At 41.7% G+C, this 20,780-nt stretch carries 19 protein-coding genes, 1 tRNA gene, 1 other RNA gene and 2 pseudogenes; 6 read left to right on the top strand and 17 right to left on the bottom strand.

The genetic code is table 11. The annotated features are described in order from the left end of the window. Nucleotides 1-267 precede the first annotated feature (267 nt). From ssrS to ACFIJR_RS04010, 3 genes are all read left to right on the top strand, one after another. Nucleotides 268-428, top strand: a non-coding RNA gene (gene ssrS / locus ACFIJR_RS04020) — 6S RNA. Between the two features lie 319 nt (nt 429-747). Next, nucleotides 748-1,353 (top strand): 5-formyltetrahydrofolate cyclo-ligase, encoded by a 606-nt coding sequence (locus ACFIJR_RS04015; protein ID WP_375625410.1) that lies wholly within the window; start codon nt 748-750, stop codon nt 1,351-1,353. Nucleotides 1,354-1,371: 18 nt separating this feature from the next. Beyond that, complete coding sequence (locus ACFIJR_RS04010; RefSeq protein ID WP_375626371.1) at nt 1,372-2,193, top strand: TIGR00282 family metallophosphoesterase; 822 nt, start codon at nt 1,372-1,374, stop codon at nt 2,191-2,193. Here the strand turns inward: ACFIJR_RS04010 and ACFIJR_RS04005 are convergent. From ACFIJR_RS04005 to ACFIJR_RS03965, 9 genes and pseudogenes are all read right to left on the bottom strand, one after another. Beyond that, nucleotides 2,160-2,351: a hypothetical protein gene (locus tag ACFIJR_RS04005; RefSeq protein ID WP_375653669.1), complete on the bottom strand. Its 192-nt coding sequence runs from the start codon at nt 2,349-2,351 to the stop codon at nt 2,160-2,162. The genes ACFIJR_RS04010 and ACFIJR_RS04005 overlap by 34 nt on opposite strands. Nucleotides 2,352-2,553: 202 nt before the next feature. Beyond that, nucleotides 2,554-2,906, bottom strand: a pseudogene (locus tag ACFIJR_RS04000) (helix-turn-helix domain-containing protein). A 280-nt stretch (nt 2,907-3,186) separates the two neighbouring features. Next, nucleotides 3,187-3,726: a helix-turn-helix domain-containing protein gene (locus tag ACFIJR_RS03995; protein WP_375653667.1), complete on the bottom strand. Its 540-nt coding sequence runs from the start codon at nt 3,724-3,726 to the stop codon at nt 3,187-3,189. A 136-nt stretch (nt 3,727-3,862) separates the two neighbouring features. Next, complete coding sequence (locus tag ACFIJR_RS03990) at nt 3,863-4,177, bottom strand: hypothetical protein (RefSeq protein ID WP_375625356.1); 315 nt, start codon at nt 4,175-4,177, stop codon at nt 3,863-3,865. A gap of 262 nt (nt 4,178-4,439) precedes the next feature. After that, nucleotides 4,440-6,350: a Ti-type conjugative transfer system protein TraG gene (gene traG, locus ACFIJR_RS03985; RefSeq protein WP_375653666.1), complete on the bottom strand. Its 1,911-nt coding sequence runs from the start codon at nt 6,348-6,350 to the stop codon at nt 4,440-4,442. Nucleotides 6,351-7,125: 775 nt separating this feature from the next. After that, on the bottom strand, nt 7,126-7,392 hold the full coding sequence (locus ACFIJR_RS03980; RefSeq protein ID WP_375625354.1) for a hypothetical protein: 267 nt from the start codon (nt 7,390-7,392) through the stop codon (nt 7,126-7,128). Between the two features lie 190 nt (nt 7,393-7,582). Beyond that, a pseudogene (locus tag ACFIJR_RS03975) lies at nt 7,583-7,782 on the bottom strand (UDP-N-acetylglucosamine 1-carboxyvinyltransferase); the annotation flags it as partial. 188 nt (nt 7,783-7,970) lie between these two features. After that, complete coding sequence (gene murA / locus ACFIJR_RS03970; protein WP_375653664.1) at nt 7,971-9,266, bottom strand: UDP-N-acetylglucosamine 1-carboxyvinyltransferase; 1,296 nt, start codon at nt 9,264-9,266, stop codon at nt 7,971-7,973. Between the two features lie 159 nt (nt 9,267-9,425). Then, nucleotides 9,426-9,578, bottom strand: a complete 153-nt coding sequence (locus ACFIJR_RS03965) for a hypothetical protein (RefSeq protein ID WP_015856869.1) — start codon at nt 9,576-9,578, stop codon at nt 9,426-9,428. A gap of 177 nt (nt 9,579-9,755) precedes the next feature. Between ACFIJR_RS03965 and ACFIJR_RS03960 the strand changes: the two genes are divergently transcribed. After that, a tRNA-Thr gene (locus ACFIJR_RS03960) sits at nt 9,756-9,830 on the top strand. A 358-nt stretch (nt 9,831-10,188) separates the two neighbouring features. Here the strand turns inward: ACFIJR_RS03960 and ACFIJR_RS03955 are convergent. The 4 genes from ACFIJR_RS03955 to ACFIJR_RS03940 all read right to left on the bottom strand — a co-directional run bounded on the left by ACFIJR_RS03955 (nt 10,189) and on the right by ACFIJR_RS03940 (nt 13,584). Further along, complete coding sequence (locus ACFIJR_RS03955) at nt 10,189-10,932, bottom strand: lambda exonuclease family protein (RefSeq protein ID WP_375626382.1); 744 nt, start codon at nt 10,930-10,932, stop codon at nt 10,189-10,191. A 1,441-nt stretch (nt 10,933-12,373) separates the two neighbouring features. Beyond that, nucleotides 12,374-12,562 (bottom strand): hypothetical protein, encoded by a 189-nt coding sequence (locus ACFIJR_RS03950; RefSeq protein ID WP_375626388.1) that lies wholly within the window; start codon nt 12,560-12,562, stop codon nt 12,374-12,376. Between the two features lie 2 nt (nt 12,563-12,564). After that, the gene (locus ACFIJR_RS03945; protein WP_375626389.1) at nt 12,565-12,954 is read right to left on the bottom strand and encodes a hypothetical protein; all 390 of its coding nucleotides are present in this window, start codon (nt 12,952-12,954) and stop codon (nt 12,565-12,567) included. 312 nt (nt 12,955-13,266) lie between these two features. After that, on the bottom strand, nt 13,267-13,584 hold the full coding sequence (locus ACFIJR_RS03940) for an XRE family transcriptional regulator (RefSeq protein WP_375625349.1): 318 nt from the start codon (nt 13,582-13,584) through the stop codon (nt 13,267-13,269). Nucleotides 13,585-14,000: 416 nt separating this feature from the next. Here ACFIJR_RS03940 and ACFIJR_RS03935 point away from each other — a divergent pair, with 416 nt between their 5' ends. Both ACFIJR_RS03935 and ACFIJR_RS03930 read left to right on the top strand, forming a co-directional pair. After that, the gene (locus ACFIJR_RS03935) at nt 14,001-15,068 is read left to right on the top strand and encodes a DUF1376 domain-containing protein (RefSeq protein ID WP_375648437.1); all 1,068 of its coding nucleotides are present in this window, start codon (nt 14,001-14,003) and stop codon (nt 15,066-15,068) included. A gap of 877 nt (nt 15,069-15,945) precedes the next feature. Beyond that, nucleotides 15,946-18,423, top strand: a complete 2,478-nt coding sequence (locus tag ACFIJR_RS03930; protein ID WP_404978546.1) for a toprim domain-containing protein — start codon at nt 15,946-15,948, stop codon at nt 18,421-18,423. Here the strand turns inward: ACFIJR_RS03930 and ACFIJR_RS03925 are convergent. The 4 genes from ACFIJR_RS03925 to ACFIJR_RS03910 all read right to left on the bottom strand — a co-directional run bounded on the left by ACFIJR_RS03925 (nt 18,414) and on the right by ACFIJR_RS03910 (nt 20,751). Further along, a complete protein-coding gene (locus ACFIJR_RS03925) occupies nt 18,414-18,974 on the bottom strand; it encodes a hypothetical protein (RefSeq protein ID WP_375626393.1) in 561 nt (186 codons plus the stop codon). The genes ACFIJR_RS03930 and ACFIJR_RS03925 overlap by 10 nt on opposite strands. Before the next feature lie 61 nt (nt 18,975-19,035). Then, nucleotides 19,036-19,719 carry a hypothetical protein gene (locus tag ACFIJR_RS03920; RefSeq protein ID WP_375653663.1) on the bottom strand — a complete coding sequence of 228 codons (684 nt, stop codon included), beginning with the start codon at nt 19,717-19,719 and terminating at the stop codon, nt 19,036-19,038. Between the two features lie 56 nt (nt 19,720-19,775). Next, the gene (locus tag ACFIJR_RS03915) at nt 19,776-20,369 is read right to left on the bottom strand and encodes a hypothetical protein (RefSeq protein WP_375653661.1); all 594 of its coding nucleotides are present in this window, start codon (nt 20,367-20,369) and stop codon (nt 19,776-19,778) included. Between the two features lie 58 nt (nt 20,370-20,427). Then, on the bottom strand, nt 20,428-20,751 hold the full coding sequence (locus ACFIJR_RS03910; protein WP_375653660.1) for a hypothetical protein: 324 nt from the start codon (nt 20,749-20,751) through the stop codon (nt 20,428-20,430). Nucleotides 20,752-20,780: the final 29 nt, after the last annotated feature.

Here is a 20,780-nt window from a genome sequence, read left to right as displayed (position 1 = left end):
ATTCCCCTTCAAAGCTCCCCCAAGTATTCCCGCGAAACATAAAAATCAAGCGATTGCCAATAAACCGTTATGCCTCACTCAATCACCCACTCCCACTCATATTTTTTGCTTTTTTTACTTTGAATAACGCGTTCTATATATCATACAGCCATTTCTAGCAGCCACCCGCAAGGTTATAGAATCATCCTGAAAAAACTTTATGAAAAATAAGAGATTGAGGTTATTTTATCTCTAGCAGAAACTCTGAAATTGTTTTATATTAAGGAGGGTGTTCTGCGCTTCTCGACAGGAAATAACGTATTCCTGAGACCTTAATGATCTCCAAGGGAGCTGTCCCTGATCAAGCCCGTGGGCTTTTTCATATGGCGCCCACCTATTTGTATAGGTTCCCGGGATCAGCTTTTTCCATCGGCTGTTGTGGATCACCCTTTTTTACATCAAAATTTTTCCAGATAAAAATTGAGAGCGTCCTTTTACATAAGACCAATGACGATATGCTCTTTTCAAGAAATAAAAATTACGTTGAGCTTTATTTTATAAAACAGACAGCACTTACAAAAATAATCCCCTCTGTGAATCTGCTTCATCCCTTTGCACGCAAGCAACGCAAAAGCAGCTTGTCGCATCAAGATACCCTACCATAAGAGCGCACATTTTTTCATGAGCACAGCTCTTATCCACACAGAGATTTACAAAACGCCAACAATGGATAAAATACCAGCATCTTATAAAACAATTGGCGAGACAATGACACATAATCCCCTCTGTGAATCGGCTTTATCCCTTCGTACACAGCAGCGAAAAAGCGGTTTATCGCGTCGTGATGCTCTTTTAACAGAAGAGCGGGCACTCTTTTCGCAGCGTGCTTGTTGCCACTTTATTGAATACCTTGAAAAAAAGGGGACAAATTTTTCACAGCTCATTTTAGCAGGCTATTGGCCCATTAAATCGGAAATTGACCCGCGTCCTTTACTGGATGCTGTAGCGTTACGCGGCGGACGTTTAGCCTTACCAGCAGTGCTTGATTCCACCACCATGGTTTTCCGTGCATTTTCGCCCAACACGATTTTAGAGCCCATGCGTTTTGGCACCTTTGGTCCAAGTGCAGACAGTAGCGTTGTTGTCCCCAATAATATTATTGTTCCGCTTTCTGCATTTGATCGTCAATGTCACCGTCTTGGCTATGGAGGAGGATATTATGACCGTGCGGTTGAAGCTCTTGAAAAACAAGGACATCAAATAACATTATGGGGCATAGGATTTTCATGTCAGGAGGTTTCCTCTATTCGCGCAGCAGAACATGATCTACAGGTACAGGGGATTTTTACAGAAAAAGGTTTCTTAAAATGTTAAAATGTGATTAAAGCGCCTATGCGTTTTTTATTTTTAGGTGACATTGTTGGTAACACAGGCTGTAAAGCTGTTTTTGAACACCTTCCTCAACTGATTAAGAAGTGGCAGCTTGATTTTGTTGTGGTAAATGGTGAGAATGCCTCTGGTGGTTTTGGTCTCACACAAGAAACGTATCAAGATCTTTTGATGACCGGTGTTGATGTTGTCACCACGGGCAATCATGCTTTTTCTCACAAAGAAGCATTGCAGTATGCCCATGAGAGTGATCGTTTTTTACGCCCTGCCAATTTTTCGAAAGAAACTCCTGGAAGAGGTGTAGGTATTTTTACAGCAAAAAATGGAGCCCGTGTTCTTGTCGCCAATCTGTTGGGCAACGTTTTTATGCCGTGCAAAGTAGAAGATCCATTTGAAACAGCAGAAAATATTCTTTTAGCCTGTTCGTTGATGGAGCAAGCCGATACGGTTATTTTTGACTTTCACGCAGAAACGACAAGCGAGAAGCAATGTTTTGGCCATTTTCTTGATGGTCGTGTGAGTGTTATCGTTGGCACGCATACGCATATTCCCACGGCTGACGCACAAATCTTAGAAGGTGGGAGCGCCTATTTAACAGATGCAGGCATGTGTGGAGATTACAACTCATCTCTTGGAATGGACAAAGAAGAACCCTTACACCGTTTTCTTTATAAGACGAAGCAAGATCGTTTTGAACCGGCATGTGGTCCCGCCACCCTTTGTGGTTTAGCGGTTGAGATTTCAGACCGCACAGGTTTAGCAGAAAAGGTCTCGGCAGTACGGATTGGTCCTCATCTAAAGCCTGAAGTTCCAGATTTTTGGTAGCTTCCTTTAAGCCGCCCCCTTTGATGATCGCTCTCCACTGGGCGCCCTTTGGATGATTGCTCTCCAATGTTTCCTTTTGAGAACTCTTTTTGGCAAGATGACTTTTCAAGCCCTTCCCAAATCCCTAAAAACACCACGCCTTCCAATTTGCCTAACACAGCAACTTTTCTAACACAAATAAGTCACTCTTTAAAAAGGGAAAAGGTCCAAATTTTCATGATTTTTAAAATGACGAGAAGGAGGTTCTATTTGGACATTTCTGCGGGGGGGGGGGAGGAGAAATGCTAACCCCCTTCTCTAAAAAAGGGTTTATAGAATAATTTATTATTTAGCAAGAGCCTCTTTAATTTTTTCTTTATTCTAACAAAAAATTAATCTTAAAATTGCCTTCTGCTTTTTAGGTTTAAGCTCTCTAAAACTTTTCAAAAGGACTTGCTCTTCTTTACTTCCGATCTCATCATCACAAGTTGAGACGTTTTCCTTTGTTGAAAGATCAGCGTAAAAAAGGAAATGGGAACATTAAGAATATCAGCAATTTCTTGTAAACGCCCCGCCCCTATACGATTAGAGCCTTTTTCATATTTTTGGATTTGTTGAAACGTCACACCTAACTGGCTTCCTAATTGCTTTTGCGACATCCCGATCATTGTTCTTTTAAAGCGAATTTTTCTGCCTATCGAAATGTCGTTAAAGTGTGGATTTTTATCTTTCACTTCAAGCTCCCCTGCCGGTTGCGAGCGCCTCTTATGCGTATTCCGGGAGTCTGAAAGTACTGAGTTCAGTCAGCTTTTTTTGCTTTTAGTGCTAGAACGCACCTGGACATGGCAAAAACTCCCGGAATCTCGCGATACTTATAAAGCAGGCTAATGTCTCAGCTTGGATTTTCAGGCTTTGGGCTCCACCATTCAACCGCACTGTACAACGAGAACCCTCGTTCTTGTTCATAAAATAATTTCAGGAGACCAGCAATAAATTTAAAACAGTGTTTTTATCTCATGAGACAATCAAACACAAAATTGCCTTCTGCTTTTTAGGTTTAAGCTCTCTAAAGCTTTTCAAAAGGACTTGCTCTTCTTTACTCGAAATCCTTTCATCATAAGGATCCAAGGCATTTTCTTTTGTCGAGAGATCCGTATAGAAAAAAGAAATGGGAACATTGAGAATATCAGCAATTTCTTGTAAACGCCCCGCTCCTATACGATTAGAGCCTTTTTCATATTTTTGGATTTGTTGAAACGTCACACCTAACTGGCTGCCTAATTGCTTTTGCGACATCCCCAGCATTGTTCTTTTAAAGCGAATTTTTCTGCCTATCGAAATGTCGTTAAAGTGTGGATTTTTAGCTTTCACTTCAAGCTCCCCTGCCGGTTGCGAGCGCCCTCGCATTGGTATTCCGGGAGTTGAAAGAGCTGAAACTTGACTCAGCCTTTTGCTTTTAGTGCGCAGACGCACCTGGACATAACAAAAGCTCCCGGAAATCCGGGATATCCATAAAGCTGGATAAATACGTGTCTCAAGTTTCGGGTCTTTCATTCCCTGTTGATCGCTGCGTAGACGACCAAAACATTCGCTTACAATAAAGTAATTTCAGGAAATTGGCAATAAAATTTAAAAACAGTCTTTATTTGTATTTTTATCAGAGGCAGATAACCTCTCATTTTTGATTAAATTATGTGTGAACGAAGTGAGCTCTATTTATTGAAATAAGTATAAGATCATAATCAAGAGATGCTAGACGTAGTAAAAACCTTTCATAGGCATCATGAGCAAACAAGCAAAGAAATATCATGATGATACCACCAATGACCATTGCTGTTTGGTGTTCATAGGGTGCAGCTCCTGCTGTGTATCCGAAAAAAAGAAAAAATAGGAATAAAGCCAAGCCACCAGCAAAGAAGTTTAAGAAGGCAAAAACTGGTTTACGAATGAATAATAAAATAAGGAAGATTGCGTAAAGCAACCTTTTAAATATCACAGCCAACATTCTACGTATTGTTTTAAATATCCAAACGAATATTCTACGTATTATCTTGAACACCCCCACGCATTATAGTTGAAGCAATGCTCTGTTTTGCATCTAATCTTTCTTCTTTGGTGTTTTGTTTTCTTAGCAGAAAGACTGCTCATGACTCTCCCATTTTCAAGCCACTGTACTATAAAAATGTACTATAAAAATAATTTATCTCTAATTATATCATCCCAAAATACAACAATATTTTATTCATTTTAACTAAAAAACAAGTGCTTTATTGAGAAGAAAAGCTATTTTCATTAGTAAGAGCTGTTAAATCCTTACGTCTAAAATAGATAGAGCGTCCACAACGGATAGGTGGTTGCCCTTGCATAAGAATAATCTGTTCGTCTTTTCGCATGTTTCGTGTTATTTCATGTGGATATATTAAAGGTCTATGCTGGGTGCTTATATTTTCTGTCCCTCTTGTATGGAATCCTCCTAGAGGTTTGCTTGAATCTTTCACTTCAATGGTCATTTGACCACATGCCTTAGATATATTTTCAGCAGTTTTAATATCTTTTATTGCGGCATAGCTTACAAAAGCACAATTTTCAAACCATGTCATAACGCCTGACGAACCGAAATAGTGTTCTATTTGATCTACAGACTTGTAAAAAAGCATGAGAGATATACCATATTTGCGTCCATGATCACGTGCTTCTTCTAAAATGTTCATATATCCTAAAAGATCAGCATTATCTAAAATAAAGAGCGCTCTTTTTGCATAATTACCATTAGCAGCTTCCATAGCTCTGAGAAAAGAGCCAACAAGGATACGCCCAACACCTGGATAAGATTTTAAAATTTTTGAGGGGATATTTAGAAAAATATCAATATTTCCCTTTGTTATATCGGTAGTTTTAAAATCATGACCACTGATAAGATCTGCATAGTTAGAGAGTGAAAGCCATTGTATATCTTTTGCAGCAGTAGCATAGACACCTGAGAAAGTTTGTTCAGCCATGTTTGTAAAAACGCCAAGGGTTTCACGAATAAATTGCGATGAAGAATTTGATCGTATAGATTGCAATTTTCCAATCACAGAGGGTTCTGGCATTGACATGATCGTGTGAAGGGTTTTTAAGTTTTTTTCCTTTACTGCGTATTCATCAGAAAAGACAATATGCGCAAGAAGCCCTGTTAACAAATTATGTGCTTGTAATACAAAAAATTGATCAGTCGAAGTTGATTTGTCGTTTTCAGAAAGAAGGAGTCTAGCAACTTCAACCACACCCGCTTCTCTTTCATAAAGGGGGAGATTTTCATCTAACAGCCAATCTAAAGGGTTAAAAGTTTTTGTTGAAGAACCATGAGGATCAAGAACGTATACTTCTCTTTTTGACAGCTCCCTTGTTTTTTTTACCATTGGAGCGATTTCAGTTGAAGGGTCAAAAACGACCAGTGGACCGGAATATTTGAGACAAGTTGGAATAACATTACTGGCTGTTTTATAACTACCAGAACCAGCGAAAAATAACATATGAGTTGAATCAAAATTAAGTTTGTATGTTAACAATGGCTGTCTACCACCTTTTCCCCATGTTGTTTTGTCTTTAGGATCAAATTTGACATCTTTAACAACATCTTCGTCGACTCTATAGCGCTCTCCTATGACGACTTCGCCATCACTTGGAAAAATCTTTTCAAGGCGTTTCATACTCATCCATTGAACACCACCAAAGATTGTATTTTTTGAATTTTTCAAAGGTGAAGCTTTAGGTAATGATCGTTTTATCGTGTAACCAAGGATAACAATGCCAACAATAACACCCCCTAAAACCATCCTATCAAAGAAAGGAAAAACATCCGCCCATGTCATATTATTTTGACCTACATAGGGACTGAGTCTGATATATTCATTTGCACTATAATAAGCTGCAAACAAACCAAAGATGATCATGGACGAAATAATGATATTTTTTCTGATATGCCTTTTTTGTAATAAGATGAATGAAGAACATGAAAGTGCAATAAGGATTAAAATATCCAGTGGCTTTGATCTTACAAACCAATAAGCATCAGGCGTCGTTCCATTTTCTGTAATGTTATTGATCGTTATATTGACCAAAAAAGCTACAATGATTGAAAATATGAATGGCAATACTAAAAATATAATCTGTTTTTTGTCTAATTTATTAACCATTTTCCCCCCGCATATCAGAAAAAGCTTCTCTTCCTATTTTTTTCGAAGTTTTTATATTTTTTGAATTTTTATCAAGTTTTGAAACATAAAGCAAGCCATCTTCAGATGAAAGACTTATCTGCCTCTCTAAGACGGGCTTTTATAAAAAGCGCCCCTAAACTAATTTTTTCAAAAATTTTTCCAAAGTTTCTTTGATGCTTCACGCGCTATTTAAATTTCTTACTTAACTCTTTTACGACACTGTATATGCTTCTTAACAGAAAAAAAACCAATAACAATACGCATTAGTGTTCACTGAAAAAAAAGCGCGGTTTATCATATTTTTCCGTAAAACATCGTTGTTTAGAGCCGTGATATAAGGCATGTAAAACTTCACATATTTAAGTGTTTTTTTAGAGTGTGTAATAAATGGGCATGACTTATCCCGTAGAGCCTTTTTAAAGTGAACCACATGGAGTAGTCAGGAGTAGGTCAAACCGCGCCAACAGAATCCGAACTTTTTACAAAACAGCCCTTAAGTCAGGAATATGCATCCTTTAAAGCGGAAGAAAAACAAAGACAAGAAAAAGCGTACAAATCAGGCGTCATGACGAGCACCCCTACTCTGTTTTATGAGATGCATTTCCTTCTAGTCCATGGGCACTTTATCGGCACCCCATTAACAATGCCATCCTCAGCTTTTAAAGAATGAAGCGACTTTTTTGTTATGGTCGTCTTTTATAGGTTTTCCATATTCATTTTTTCATCAATTAAAGAAATTACATCGCCCTTTTCATCAATACCCGTGCCCAAGAGTTCTACTAAACTTCCATGGATTGCGAGATTTTAAAGGATTACACTCCGGATTCTTGTCATGTACTATACACCATTCTATATAAGCGGGGTCATTCTGAAAATCTTCAGGGTCATCATAAAGAACTTTTTTTTCAAGTTGATTTGCACCAGACTTTTTCCATGTACCTGCAATCGTTTGAGGCAATTGAGCTTGATAACATCCAATCATAATCAATAAAGCACTCAATAATTTAAAAGTCTTCTTCATTTTATTTTCCTTGAATAATTATAAATACTATAAAAGTACATAAATTATTTTATTACCATATTTTTATATTAAAAAACAATAAATACTGTGAATATTTACTATCATTTTGAATATATATTCTTTAATACTTTGCTTTGACAATGATAATACAACGAACACAAATACAAAAGAAACAACAAGCGCGCAAATACAAAACCGTCGCCATAACGGGAGCCCCTTCCAAATTCTCTGTTCCAAATTCTCTGTTCCATGAGATAGTTGCCCTCTCGCCCATGGCACTTTATCTGCACCCTCAAGCGATTGAGTTCTTGAACATGCATGAAACGATTTTCGAAAACCGTCTCTGTAATATGCGTGGTTCCCTCAACCCCGTGTCATAAGCGCCGTAAACGACACTGAGAACAATGATACAAGTCTCTATTTGTTTGTTTTATGAAGCCCCACCCGCCTCTCAAACGCTTATGCCAACTCGTAAAAACTCCAAAACCATGAGAGCCCCGCGTTTATTGAGAGGATTAACAACCCTTGTTGTCTGAGATCAAGCCCCTTAAAGGGAGACCGAATACCTTTGAAGAGAATTACACTGTGATGCGTTGGATTTTTGCGCCACAACGGACTAATTTTTCCTCTAATCTCTCAAATCCACGATCAAGATGATAGACACGATTAACGATTGTTTCCCCCTTTGCTGCCAATGCTGCAATCACAAGAGAAACAGAAGCGCGCAAATCCGTCGCCATAACGGGAGCCCCTTGCAAATTCTCTGTTCCATAAACGGTTGCCGTTTGCCCATCAAGCTTTATCGAAGCCCCTAAACGATTGAGTTCTTGAACATGCATAAAACGATTTTCGAAAATCGTCTCTGTAATATGCGCAATGCCTTCAGCCCGTGTCATGAGCGCCATGAATTGCGCTTGGAGATCGGTTGGAAAAGCAGGATAAGGTCCTGTTTTAATATCAACAGGCATAATTTTGGTGTTCTTTGGATTTCGCTTAACATGAATTCCTTGAGGTTCTATTTGAATCTCGAGCCCTGTTTTTTGGAGCACCTTAAGCACTTTTGTGAGGTGATTAGGATTTGCATTTTTAAGAAAGACATCGCCTCCTGTCATAGCAACAGCCATTGCATATGTCCCCGCTTCGATTCGATCAGCAATAACGCGTATTTTTGTTCCTTTAAGTTTTTTAACCCCTTCAATTGTAAGCGTTGTTGTTCCCTCACCAGTTATTTGAGCCCCCATAGCATTCAAAGTTCGAATAAGATTTGCCACTTCTGGTTCACAAGCTGCATTCTCAAGAAAGGTTGTTCCCTTTGCCATTGTCGCCGCCATAAGCATTACATGGGTTCCACCAACAGTAACTTTAGGGAAACGATAGTGAGCACCTTTTAACCCCCTTGGTGCTTTTGCATGAACATATCCATTTTCGATCGTAATCTGTGCGCCTAAAGTTTTGAGCCCCTCAAGGATAAAATCGACAGGTCTGGTTCCGATAGCGCATCCTCCAGGAAGCGAAACATAAGCCTCTAAGCATCGTGCAAGGAGAGGTCCGATAACCCAAAAGCTTGCGCGCATTTTTTTCACCAGTTCGTAGGGCGCCCGTGTTGTCGCTATTTTTTGCGCAGTAAAATGAATTGTTCTTGAATTCACACACTCATCGTTAAACTCTTGTCCATCAACGGCATATCCAACACCATGATTATTGAGGATACGAATAAGCAGTTCGACATCAGCCAGATGAGGAATATTTTCTAAAGTGAGCGTTTCTTCTGTCAAAAGCGCCGCAATCATAAGAGGCAATGCAGCATTTTTTGCCCCTGAGATAGGAATTGTTCCTTTAAGTTTTTTTCCCCCAATAATTTGAATAGAATCCATCGTGTTTTCCCTCTTTTCCTTTGTGCCTGCCCTTCCAAAGGTTTTTCCCCCTTCGAGAAGTTATGCTTTATTAATCGTTTTAGAACGCATTCTAAATATGAGAACAAATTATTGAGAAGTTTGGTTGCAAAGCTTCACTAAAAAACATTTTTTTGCATTTTAGAGCTCTGTTTGCGCTCTTTGTCGGCTTTGCTCTTTTCGACGTTTCAGGTTTTGACGCAATTGTTGCGCCAATCTTTCTTGACGTCGTTTTGCTTTTTCATCTTGATGATTCATTTCATTTTGTTTTTGTTTTTGATGCATTTGTGTCATTGCGCAACCTTTTAAACAGTGTTGAGCTTCTATCCAAGCAACTCATAACCTTAAATATTCAAGCGTATAAGAAACATATGTCATGACATAAGATACGTTTTCTTGCAAGAATATACAAATGTTCTCTTGCCTATTTTCTGACAATATGGCACAAGACAGCGCAAAGATTGAAAAGGGGCTGCGGTAGCTCAGTGGTAGAGCACTCCCTTGGTAAGGGAGAGGTCGAGAGTTCAATCCTCTCTCGCAGCACCATTTTATTCTTCTTTTGTTTATTCTTCTCTTACCCCTCTCCTCTTTTTCTGCAAACACCAATCACCTCCATTGAATCCTCCATCAACGAAAATATCATACGCAGCACTCTCTCAGTAAGAAAAGCTCTTGCCTTATTTATTGGTGCCTCCCTAACACTCAACATAAAAGCTCCCAGAACAACAACGTGCTCAATACGCCTAAATAAGCTTTAACGGTCTTAATTCCCCCTTCAAACATCTTCCTCCATTTTCCAACATGCTTTCATATTCATTCCAAGCTCCCTCCTTGCGCTTTCCTCAAACACCCCACTTTGCTTTTCCCCCTCTGCTCTTTCCTTTTTATAAAACTTTACCCCTCCTCAACGCTGTACAGATCCCTTTCTTGCCCGCCTCATTCTTGTGTTTCCCACCAACAGACGCTTTGCATTCGCTCCCCGCTCTCTGTTTTTCCTTTCCTTCAGAGCAATTTCTGTCCTTATACTAAAACCTGTCCCAACACACTTAATTTGCTGTACCATCTTCTCCAAAGCCTCATTAAAACGGCTAATTTCATTTTCCAGCTTGTAAATATACGCTTCATCACGATAAGCACGTTTAATCAAAGGTGGCATATCAGGCCAATAGAGCATTAAATCCACCCATTCGCGTTGAGAAATCCATAACCCACCTTGACATTGTGCTTTATGTTCTGCTGGAAAAGTCTTTTGCATGAAATGAGGGATCAAAATTTCAGGTTTTTTTGTTTTAATTTCTAATAAGCCATTTTCTCCCACAAAAGCATCGGGAGAAAATCCTTGTCCGCGATCATCTGCCAAAACAAAGCCAATACATTCAGGTTCTGTATGCGTAAGTTTTGCATAGAGCTGTCGTGCGATTGGTTCTAATTCTGTCCCGCGTCGCTGAGAAACTGTTGTTCCTTCCTCAACGGTTTTTCCTGTAATTCTTTCTCCCGCCAATTTCATCATCACACTATGATATCGTGAAGTTTTTTGCCCCTGTTTTTTTTGTGCCATAACCATCTCAAACAAAGAAGCCGTAATCAAACCATTACGCACTTTCATCCATTCTTCTGTTCCCTGAACACAATCGATAATGATTGGCATAGTATTTCTCCCCTTCACCTTTAAAGTTTTTTTTGCAATATATTCTCTTTGAAACATTCACATTTTTTAAGCTGTATCCCTGTTTAAGCAGTGTCCCTCACACAGACTAAAAGCGACAGCATCCTTCAATGCATCCTTCAAGTATTGTACCCCCGAAAACACAAAAACTGCCCCCCAACATCCCCCCCGCAAGTTTCTCAATTCCCCAATGAAACTCAGCCAACAGCTTTTCCCTTCGCAAAGCGCCCACAATTTCTCACATATAGGCTCTTTTCTTCATGCCCCCCTCTCTCTCATATCGGCTTCTCATATCAGCTAAAATTTCCCGCAAAGCCCCCTAAGAAAGAAAACATAACGCGCATCATGGTCACCGCAATAAAAAAGCACTTGCCCTTTCATGAGTAAAATAATGCCCCCCCTTAACACGCAACACAAAAGCTCCCAGAACACACGTGTCCCAATACGTCTAAACAAACTTTAACGGTCTTAATTCCCCCTTCAAACATCTTCCTCCATTTCCCAACATGCTTTCTATTCACTCCAAATCCCCTCTTGCTTTTCCTCCTCTGCTCTTTCCTTTTTATAAAACTTTGCCTCTGCTCAATGCTGTACTGCTTCTTCTCTTCCTCCTAAGCCTCATGTTCGTTCTACAACATGCTTTCTATTCACTCCAAGCCACTAATAGTTACCTCTCCCTCCATTTCCTCAATCTCCCCAATGTGAAACTCAGCCGACAGCTTTTCCCCTCGCAAAGCGCCCACAATTTCTCATCCATAGGCTCTTTTCTTCATGCCCCCCTCTCTCTCATATCGGCTTCTCATATCGGCTAAAATTTCCCGCAAAGCCCCCCAAGAAGGAAAACATAACGCGCATCATGGTCACCGCAATAAAAAAGCACTTGCCCTTTCATGAGTAAAATAATGCCCCCCCTTAACACGCAACACAAAAGCTCCCAGAACACACGTGTCCCAATACGTCTAAACAAACTTTAACGGTCTTAATTCCCCCTTCAAACATCTTCCTCCATTTCCCAACATGCTTTCTATTCACTCCAAATCCCCTCTTGCTTTTCCTCCTCTGCTCTTTCCTTTTTATAAAACTTTGCCTCTGCTCAATGCTGTACTGCTTCTTCTCTTCCTCCTAAGCCTCATGTTCGTTCTACAACATGCTTTCTATTCACTCCAAGCCACTAATAGTTACCTCTCCCTCCATTTCCTCAATCTCCCCAATGTGAAACTCAGCCGACAGCTTTTCCCCTCGCAAAACGCCCACAATTTCTCACATATAGGCTCTTTTCTTCATACCCCCCTCTCTCTCATATCGGCTAAAAAATTTCCCGCAAAACGCTCCCCCCCCCAAGAAGGAAAACATAACGCGCATCATGGTCACCGCAATAAAAAAGCATTTGGGCCCATCATTGCGGCTTCCTTTTTCAATCTAGCTATTGCACGACGGAAAAATCATGACGACAATATTCTTCCTCCAATTTTTTTACCATCAACAGAGCCACCTCTTGCGATATGAAAAGAATAGCGTTGTGTTTTTGTGGTTCGAGTCTGATTAAATTTCGCGCATTTCCAGCATAATAAAGTGGAATCCCTTGATAAGAAGTCTTGAGATAACTTGGCATGTTTACCACCAATAATCTGTCAAGACATCACATGGCCGTAAACGATGCTGTTTTTCATAAGAGCCATAGAGATTATCTTCATAATCGCAAGCCGCTCTTTCATTTAAACAAGCATGATAAGCTTCACTATTCAAAACGAAGGGCTGCAATGGCGTATTTTCTTCATTCATTTCATGATTTTCGACATAAAAATCAGCGATTTTTTCCGTAACATCTTCAGCATGAGAAGTTGTCAGATCGAGTCGTAAAACTCTATAAACAGTTTCACATTCTTCAATCAATTCGAGCACTTCTTCGATTTCGTCAATTGGTCCTTCATAAGTATCAGGATTTTCCTCTTCGCATAAAACGATAATGATTTCATCCTCTTTAACGAATGGAATATTTTTCATTATTTCCCCCTTTAGATAGTTGATAAAGCATAACCTTGTCTTGACAAGACTAAATATAGCGTTAGTCTTATATCCTCTATAGGAGAGATGTCAACCATTTTATCCTTCATAAAAGATATATTTTAAATCTCTGCGGGGTTCAAATGACATATGTAAATAAAAATCTATTATTCTTTGTTCCTCTCATGTCCCTTTGTTGTTCTCTATTTGTTCTTACTCGATTGCAATTATAAACACACAGGAGAGATAAAATGAGTGATATGATATTAATAAAATACTGGAGTCGTCTTGATTCAAAAGCACAGAAGGAAGTTATTTTGGAGCTTCGTCAACGGGTCGCCGCAAAAGAGTCAAAATCGCCTGCCTCTCTTGCGGAGAGAGTTTTGAAATAAGCTCTATAAATTCTTTATCTTCAGGGCTAGCCCCTTTACCGTAAAGAATATAATTCATACTGATATTAATTTCGTGACAAATTCGCGAAAGAGATTCGATTGTTGGTTCTTTTCCTTCAGAAAGAATAGAATGAAGGTACCCCGCACCTTTACCGGCAGAGAGGGAGATAGATCTTTTTGACCGCCCACTTTTTTCAAAAGCGATCCTTAATCTTTGACGCCAACCATCGATATTCATAATTTCACCATATAGCGCGTCTTTTTAAAAAAACACGTCCTTTTTATAAAACGAGCTTGCATTATCCTCTAAAAAGGATAAAATTAAGGAAACAAATTTTACTTTTTAGGGAGAAAATTTTTTTATTTTTGGATCATAAAAACACTTTAACCACCCTATAGGATATACAAAACCACCTCCCAAAGTTGCTGCCCAAAGCAGATACATTGAAAATGTGTGGTACTCTTTATTTTTTCCATCACCGCAATCTTAAATCGTAAGTTTGCATGCGTTTCAAGCACACCCAATCATTTATAAGCGTCGTAAAGAAGCCTCTCGTCATCATCGAACAGAGCCCAACACAACACAAGTTAAATCCTTATTTGCGCTTTTATCATCAATAAAAATGTATAAAAAAGAAGAAAGTAGATTGCAGTATGAAACACGCTAATCAACAAGAAACTCCTCATTATGAATCGTCTAGGCTTCCATATGTTTGTTGGTATCAAAATGACTTTCTAGGAGGCGTACGTGGGATGCGCGCACACGAAATTGGAATCTATACGATTCTTCTCAATGAAATGTATGCACGCGGCCGTCCTCTAGAAATATCGAAAGAACGTTTAGCGCGTCTTTGTGGTTGTGACAAGCGAACTTTTGTTAATGTTTTAGAAATGCTCATCCAAGAGGGTAAGATTTTAAATTTAGCCAATGGATTATGGAACAAGCGTTGCGAAAATGTTTTTCAAGAGCGTGAAAAATTGCTTGAACAAAAATCCTTTGCGGGTCGTTCTTCGGCAAAAAAACGCAAGAAAATCAATGCTGAGATTCAACAACTGCTTAACGAGAGTACAAAAGATGCTGCACAAAGCTCAGAAGCTCAAAAGACAGAAGAAAAGGAAACACCTTACGGTGTTTTAGAAAAGAAAATTTTGTTTGATGAGACAGAACCTTGTTTTTCCTGCGAAGAGAACTTTGAACAAAGCGATCACCCATCACCCTCATCGGCTCTTGATTCTGCTCTCCCTTCCCCTCCACAAGAAGAAGCGGAGCAAAAAAACGCCCCCTCTTTAAACGCTCCCCAAACCGATTTTGCCCCTGCCCCTATTGCACAAATTGTCACGGAGGAAAAAACAAAATCCGCCACCACACTCCCACCCAGCCTCTCTGTATCCATTCCGCCTTCTTCCAACAAAAAACCCACTGCCTCAGTTGCCAAAGGGCATCGCCTTCCTGAGCATTGGCAAGCAGACATCAAGGCAGCAGTTTCAGAAGGTTTAAGTGAAAGCCAAGCTCATTGGCAAGAAAAGAAGTTTCGCGACTATTGGCAAGCCAAAAGCGGCAAAGAAGCTCTCAAAGTAGACTGGCAAGCCACATGGCGCAACTGGTTTCGCCGTGAAATCGAACGGCTAGAACAGCAAAAACAGGGGAGCTCCTCATCTTTCATCTCTGAGAACAACGACATGCTTTACCGCAGTTTGATCAACTATAGCGACAATTTTTGACATCACACGAACAACCTATTTTTCAAGCACGCGCGGAGACAAAAAATGTTTCAAAACCATAAAAATAATAACAAAAACAACAATGAAATAAGCTCTTCATACAGCAAAACGAGCCAACATCACCCCTACTACTCTCACCACAAAAGTGTTCGCCCTACACAAGCCCATCTCTTGCACGCAAAGGAACACAAAAGCTCTCCAGCCTCTGTGTATCCATCCCGCCTTCTTCCAACAAAAAACCCACTGCCTCACAATTGCCCAAGAGCACCGTCTTCCATGCACTTGGCAAATAGTTATCAACGCGGCAGTTTCAGAAACTTTCAGCAAAGATCATACCCTTCAAACAAGGCTCGCCAGCCTCTCTGTATCCACCTCCTCTTTCTCGAGCAACACCCTTCTTCCAATTACCGCCCTTTCCAAAGAGCACCGGCTTTCTGAACATTGGCAAACAGACATCAACAGAGCCATTTCAAAAAACCTTCAACGAAAAGCAAACTCTTTGGCAACAAAACACCCCAACAAGCGCCACAACACATAACCCAACAGGACCCCCAGCATGCACAAAACCTCAGGCAGATCCACCCCGCTCTTCTTACACCCCCCTTCCTCCTTTCCCCAAGACACCACTTCCCATGCTCTTGGCAATCAGACATCAACAGAGCCATTTCAGAAGGTTTGAGTAAAAGCCAACCCCATTAGCAAAGCCAAGAAGTTTGGCGACTATTGGCAAGAAAAGAGCGACAAAGAAGCGCTCAAAGTAGACTGGCAAGCCCCATAGCACCACAGATTTCACGATCAGATCGAACGGTGAGAACAGCAAAAGAGAGTCCTTATCTCCTACATCTTAAGAAAAACAACAATCATATCACGAATGACCATGAGCACAATTTTTGAAATCAAACAAAAACTTATCTCACAAGCCGATAGAATAGCAGAAATGCTTCTTCCCCAAGGGCACAAACGAGGCAACAATTGGATTGTAGGCAACACACGTGGTGAAGCGGGTCAAAGTTTATCAATTTGCTTGAGTGGGAGTAAAGCAGGACTTTGGTATGACTTTGCAGAAGGCACTGGAGGAGATCTTTTAGATCTTTGGTGTGAAGTCAAAGGCATTAGCCTCTCTCAAGCATTAGAAGAAGCACGCGCAACTCTCAATTTGACACGCCCCAAACCCTTTATGGTCCCTCATCGTTCCTATCGCCGTCCACCGGTTCCTAAAGGGCAGACCCCGCAAAATCTGGTAAAAAACTATCTCCACAAAGAACGCCACATTCCTCTAGAGGTTATAAAGCGCTACCGCATAGGAGAAAATGGTGACAAAATCATTTTCCCCTTTTATAAACCCGACGGCACCCTTGCTTTAGTCAAAGAACGGCTCGCGCAAGCAGGAGCAAAAAGCAAACCAACAGCTTCCCAATGTGAACCGATTTTGTTTGGTTGGCAAGCCCTTTGCCCCACAGCCCCCCCCTCCACGCACGCACCTCAGCAAGCATCTCAGCAGGCGCCTCAGCACACAACCAACCACCCCTCCACACACACACCTCAGCAGGCACCCCAGCAGGTACCCTCAACCAACCACCCCTCCACGCACACACCTCAGCAGGCATCCCAACACACACCTCAGCAGGCATCCCAACACACACCTCAGCAAGCATCTCAGCAGGCATCCCAACACACACCTCAGCAGACATCCCAACACACACCTCAGCAGGCATCTCAGCACACACCTCAGCAGGCGCCCCAGCAGGCATCTCAACACACATCCCAGCACACACCTCAGCAGGCGCCCCAAAACATCGCCACAACCAACCCCGCCTCCACACAAGCACCCCAAAACACACCTCAGCAGACATCCCAACACACACCTCAGCAGGCGCCCCAGCAGGCATCCCAACACACATCCCAGCACACACCTCAGCAGGCATCCCAACACACACCTCAGCAGACATCCCAACACACACCTCAGCAGGCGCCCCAAAACACCGCCACAACCAACTACCCCTCCACGCAAGCACCCCAAAACACACCCCAGCAGGCATCCCAAAACACCGCCACAACCAACCACCCCTCCACGCACGCACCTCAGCAAGCATCTCAGCAGGCACCCACGCACGCGTCCCAACAGGCGCCATTCCCCACGCTTTCTTCAACAAACCGTACCATTGTTATCACTGAAGGAGAAATTGATGCGCTTTCCTTAGCCGCCTATGGATATCCGGCGGTTTCTGTTCCCTTTGGAGGAGGAAGTGGAGGCAAACACAACTGGATTGAAAATGAATTTGATCATTTAGAATCTTTTGAAACAATTTTTTTAGCCACCGATATGGATCCGCCCGGAGAAGAAGCAGCCCGTGAAATTGCCAGCAGGCTTGGACGTCACCGTTGCTACCGTGTCCGTTTACCCCGCAAAGATGCCAATGATTGTTTAACCGCAGGGATTGATAGCGCCACCATAAAAGCCGCCTTTTCCTCAGCACAAAGCTTTGCACCAGAAGGTTTACGGCGCGCCTCAGACTATAAAGATCAAGTGATTGGGCTTTTTTGGCCAGAGCCTGAAAAACATCTTGGTTATACGGTTCCCTATCCTAAACTGCAGGACAAATTGCATTTCCGCCCAGCAGAATTAACGCTCTGGAGTGGTGCGAGTGGTGCAGGTAAAAGCCAATTGTTATCAGACTGTATTCCCCATTGGATTGCACAAAAGAGTCGCCTTTGCTTAGCGTCTCTAGAAATGAAAGGAGAACAATCACTCCGCCGTTTAACCAAACAAACGGGCGGCTTAGAACAGCCTACAAAAGAAACGATTGAACGGATTCTTCATTTTTTAGACGAAGGGCTTATTCTTTATGAACATGTTGGCAAATCAAGCGTAGATACCTTGCTTGAAGTCTTTGACTATTGCCGTGCGCGCTATGGCTGCGATCAATTTATCATCGACAGTTTGATGCGGCTTGGCATTGCCTCTGATGATTATGCAAGACAAGAACAAGCCGTTTATAAAATGGTTGATTGGGCTGTTTTAAACAGTGTGCATATTCACCTTGTCGCCCATGCCCGCAAAGGCGGTCTGGATAAAGATATCCCCAGCACAGAAGACATTAAAGGCGCCTCAGAAATTGGCGCCAATGCCTTTAACATTATCACCATTTGGCGCAATCGGTCGTTGGAAGATAAAATCTTTGCCGCCTCTCTAGCACAAGAAAAAGCAGATTTAGCCAAACGCCCCGGCGTCATTATGAATATTGCCAAACAACGTTCTGGTGATTTTGAAGGAAAAATAGGGCTCTGGTTTGATCCCCAAACCTACCGCTATCGCTGTTCTTTTGAACAATCATTCCCTCGACGTTATCTGTAATACCCCATAAACCCCACTCTCTTAAAAAACGCCTCCGCCTTCAAACGCGCACGTCTTGCTCCCTCACAAACAACAGGAAGGATAAATCCACAAATGATGAAAAACACCCAATCCTTCGCGAACCAAAGCCAGCTCAACCCCATATACTCTGCTCCCAAACGCAAACAAAAAAAGGTCGCTCCAACAACAGCGCAAAACACCACCCCTTTCAATAGCCACAAACAACGCGTCACCACCCCATCTTGCCGCCCCCTCATATGCAAAATCAAGAACCACTCCAACACTACAGCAAACACGATCCCTATCAAGGACAATAGTCCCCACGGTATATCCATACTCTCCATTCCCTCAAGAGCCAAAAAAAGGACGACTCCTAAAATGCAGTAAAACAGCACTTCCTTCAAAAAGAGGGAAACACCACAAATACAATAAAACGCCGCCCGCCACCAAGGAATATCGAAGCGATTGGAAAGCTTATAAGTACCAATAACGACAACAATAAAAAGGTAGGAAAACACCAACAACAGCAAAAAAAACAAATCGTTCGACATCAATATCCAAAATAACCCACAGTAAAATTAAAGACCACACCCATGGAGAAAAAAACACCAGCTACCTCAAGAACCAAGCCCCTAGAACACGCGCACACCTTGCTCCCTCACAAACAAAAGGAAGGGTAAATCCAAAAATGAATAAAAACACCCAATCCTTCGAGAACCAAAGCCAGCTCAACCCTAGATTCTCTGCTCCCAGACGGATAAAACAAAGAATTAGTGCCAAAATGCAGCAAAACAGCACAAAATTCAAAGCACGCAACAACCTCTGTAACACCGTATCACTTTGCTCGCGTATAAAGAACCCCAAGAGCACTTTCAACAATACAGTCAAGAGCAAAACCTTTAAGAATACCGCTCTTATGCTATCCATATCTCTGACGCCCACAGCAGCAAACCACAGGATAAAGCCCATAAGGCAACAAAACATAACCGCCTTTACGAACACTTGCCAAGCAACAGGCATACTCTTGACACCCAGATGCACCAAACCAAGGACAGTTGCAAAAATGCAAGAAAACACCGCCCCCTTCAAGAGCAGCTCTCCGTCAACAGCGCGCCTGCCCACGCCCACATAAACAAAACCAAGGTAGGTAGCAACAACGCCATAAAGCACCACCCATCTCCAAAACACCCACTCTGTAACAGAGCGACGCTTTGCTCCCTTATAAATAAAAATCAAGGCAAGAGCAAAAAAGCAGAAAAACCCCAACCACTGCCAAAACATCACATCGTTCGACATCAAATACCCCTCACAGAAAGAACATCAAAGACCACGCCCGTGGGAAAGAAAAATGCTCATTTTTTTAAGCACCACCCCAACAGTACACGCATACACCGTATCCCCTCCAAAGCAAAAAAAGGAACAAGTCCAACAGTGCCCACAAACACCATATTGTTCGAGATCACAAACCAATGACCCCCCATATGATTGGCGCCGTTATACGCCAATCCAACAACAGCTCCAACAACGCCGCAAAACACCAGAAACCTCAAAAAAGACACCCCACGCGATATCCCCTTACCCCGCACCCTCATAAGCAAAACCAAGGACAGGTCCAGCAATGCAACAAACACCGCTCCTATCACTAAAAATTCCCACGATATATCAAAACGCTTCACTCCCTTATAAGCAAAGCCAAGAACCACTACAGCAATGGCGCAAAACACCACAGCCTTGAAAAACACGCCCCACGATACAGTCTTACGGTCTGCTCCCACAACAATAAAACAAAGGGTCGCTCCAGCAATGCAAGAAATCTCCACCCCCTGCCAAAACACCTCCCACGTCATAACCGGTCGCCCCGCATCCTCATAAGCAAAACCAAGGACCAAGCCAATAACGCAGAAAAACGCCAGCCCCTTCAAAAACATGTCCCGCGCAACCACCATACGCCCCGCTCCTTTATTAAGTAAAAATCAGAGACCATGCCAAAAATGCAGCAAAAGATCAATCCTTTTCAAAGAATGAAAGCCTAAAACCAAGACGCTTTGCCCCTAGAAAAATAAGCCCAAGGATAAGACCAAAGACAACGCCAAAAAGAATGTTAAAGACCCACTTTTTTGAAAACCACACCTGAGTCAAACCAAAGTGCTCAGCTTGCGCATAAACAAACTTAGAGACAGCGATAATAATGAAGCTCAACGCCAAATTTTTTAAAAAAGCCTTCCTTGTAACCCCAAAAGACCTCATTGCCGCATAAATAGAAACAAAGACAAGAGCAACAAAGCAGAAAAACCCCAACCACTGCCAAAACATCACATCGTTCGACATCAAATACCCCTCACAGAAAGAACATCAAA

Source organism: Bartonella sp. OD88NMGDW, assembly GCF_042193775.1.
Taxonomy (GTDB): domain Bacteria; phylum Pseudomonadota; class Alphaproteobacteria; order Rhizobiales; family Rhizobiaceae; genus Bartonella; species Bartonella grahamii.
The sequence above is the reverse complement of the archived record's forward strand: the minus strand, read 5'-3'. Positions and strand labels throughout refer to the sequence as shown.